Source organism: Actinomadura sp. HBU206391, from assembly GCF_014323665.1.
In the GTDB taxonomy this organism is placed as follows: Bacteria; Actinomycetota; Actinomycetes; order Streptosporangiales; family Streptosporangiaceae; genus Actinomadura_C.
In genome coordinates, this window is record NZ_JABVEB010000512.1 from 1 (window position 1) to 1,815 (window position 1,815).

Here is a 1,815-nt window from a genome sequence, read left to right on the forward strand (position 1 = left end):
AACAGTGGTGGGCGATACTGGGATTGAACCAGTGACCTCTACCGTGTCAAGGTTGTTCCGATCATGTCCTGACCTGCGGTTCTTCGAGGTGTCGCAGGTCAGCGCCGTCCGATGAGGCTCGTCGACGTCTGTTCAGGACGGTTCAGGAACCCTGCGTGCTCCCGTCGCTCCCTGCTCCGGGCGGGAGCAGCGGGAGCACGAACCGGGGGAGCACGGTTGTTATCTGCGGTTCTTCTGGGTGTGAACCGACGTTCAGTCGTTTGCACGACTAGCGTCGTCCGCCGTGCACGGGTGGCTCTGGTGAATCGGTCGGGGAAGCGTTCGTGGCGGCCAGCCTTCACCCGGAGCCGGGCAGCGGTGATTGTCGCTTGATCCTTTAGCCGCGGCTCAAGGCCGGTGTGGGCAGAACTTGGGCACGCGGCAGGTAGGGGATGTGCCGATCGGGTGCCTATGAAATGCCCAGGTTCACTCCCGTCTCAATCTGCAGGTCAGCGTCTGAACCCGATACTCGAGGGAGTCGCAGCAGCACGATTGGTTACCTGGGCGCGCCTGGGCGCCGGTCCTCAGCTGTTCTCAAGAACTTCCAGGTCGCAGGCTATGGATGAGGTTTCGGCACCCGCAAGGTCTGCACCCAGCGCTCCATGATCGCGTTCATGCGGGGTACCCGGACGCCGCTCAGCACCACCTCGATTCCTGCGTCTTTCAGGACGGTGTCGAACAGCTTGGGGTGTGCCGTCCCGGTCCCGGATCAGCAACCGCGCCCGGCAGTCGGCGTCCTGCAGGTCCATAACGAGGTTCTTCGCCGCCTGCACGGCCCAGGACGCCGTCGGGTGCGCGGTCGCGCCCAGAATCCGGATGCGGCGACTCCCGTGTTCGATCACCGCGAACACATACATCTGTGCTCCGGACAAGATGACCGTTTTGAAGAAGTCGCAGGCCAGCAGGGCATCCGCCTGAGAGCGCAGGAAATCGGCCCAGGTGCCGGAGGCGCGCTTGGGCGCCGGGTCGATTCCGGCCTCCTTGAGGATCTCCCGCACGGTGGAGGCGGCGACCCTCACTCCCAGGACCATGAGCTCGCCGTGGACGCGCCTGTACCCCCAGCTGGGATTCTCCCGGACCAGACGCAGGACCAAGGCCCGGATGGAACGTACGGTTCGCGGCCGGCCCGGCCGCTTGGGGTTTGACTTGGCAGCGTGTCTTCGGTTGATCAGGTCGCGGTGCCAGCGCAGGATCGTGTCCGGGTGTGCCAGCAGCCGCAGCCGACGCAGCGCCTCGGGCGGCAGATGGTGCATCAGCGCCTCGAGGAAGGCACGGTCGCCTGGGGTGAACCGCACCTTCTTCTTACCTAGCTGGCGTTCCAGCACCGCGATCTGGTGCGCAGCGTCAGGATCTCGGTGTCTTGTCGCGGTCGCTCATCGGTAGCAACCGCAGCACAGCAAAGGTGTTCGTCGCCGTCAAGTAGGCAAGTCGCAACAGCACAGCCGATCATCATCCCGCCGTGACCGCCTCCCGGGCGAGCACTCCGACACGATCAGCCAGAAGCACCACGCCTGGGGACCCGGCAAAGCGACCCAGAGCCCGCACCTGGCCGGATGACATTTTCGGCAAGCGCAGGGTCGGCTCAAGCAGATCTGGCGCGCACGCGCCGGACGAGGTCATCGGCGGCCTCCGGCCATTGCGTGTGGTCGAAGGCGAAGCCGGCTTCGACCAGGCGGCCGGGGACGACGCGGCGGCTTTTCAACAGGAGTTCGGTGTCTGAGCGCATCGCGAGCGCTCCGGCCTCCGCCATCCACTTCGTCGCGGGCAGGCCCACCG

The 1,815-nt window shown here is 65.6% G+C and carries 2 protein-coding genes; both read right to left on the reverse strand.

Annotation, left to right across the window (positions count from 1 at the left end):
• Positions 1–563: 563 nt before the first annotated feature.
• Positions 564–1,364 (reverse strand): helix-turn-helix domain-containing protein, encoded by an 801-nt coding sequence (locus HKK72_RS38945; RefSeq protein WP_222721689.1) that lies wholly within the window; start codon positions 1,362–1,364, stop codon positions 564–566.
• A 257-nt stretch (positions 1,365–1,621) separates the two neighbouring features.
• A partial coding sequence (locus HKK72_RS38950; protein ID WP_187239383.1) for a DUF1731 domain-containing protein occupies positions 1,622–1,815 on the reverse strand: 194 nt, incomplete at its 5' end.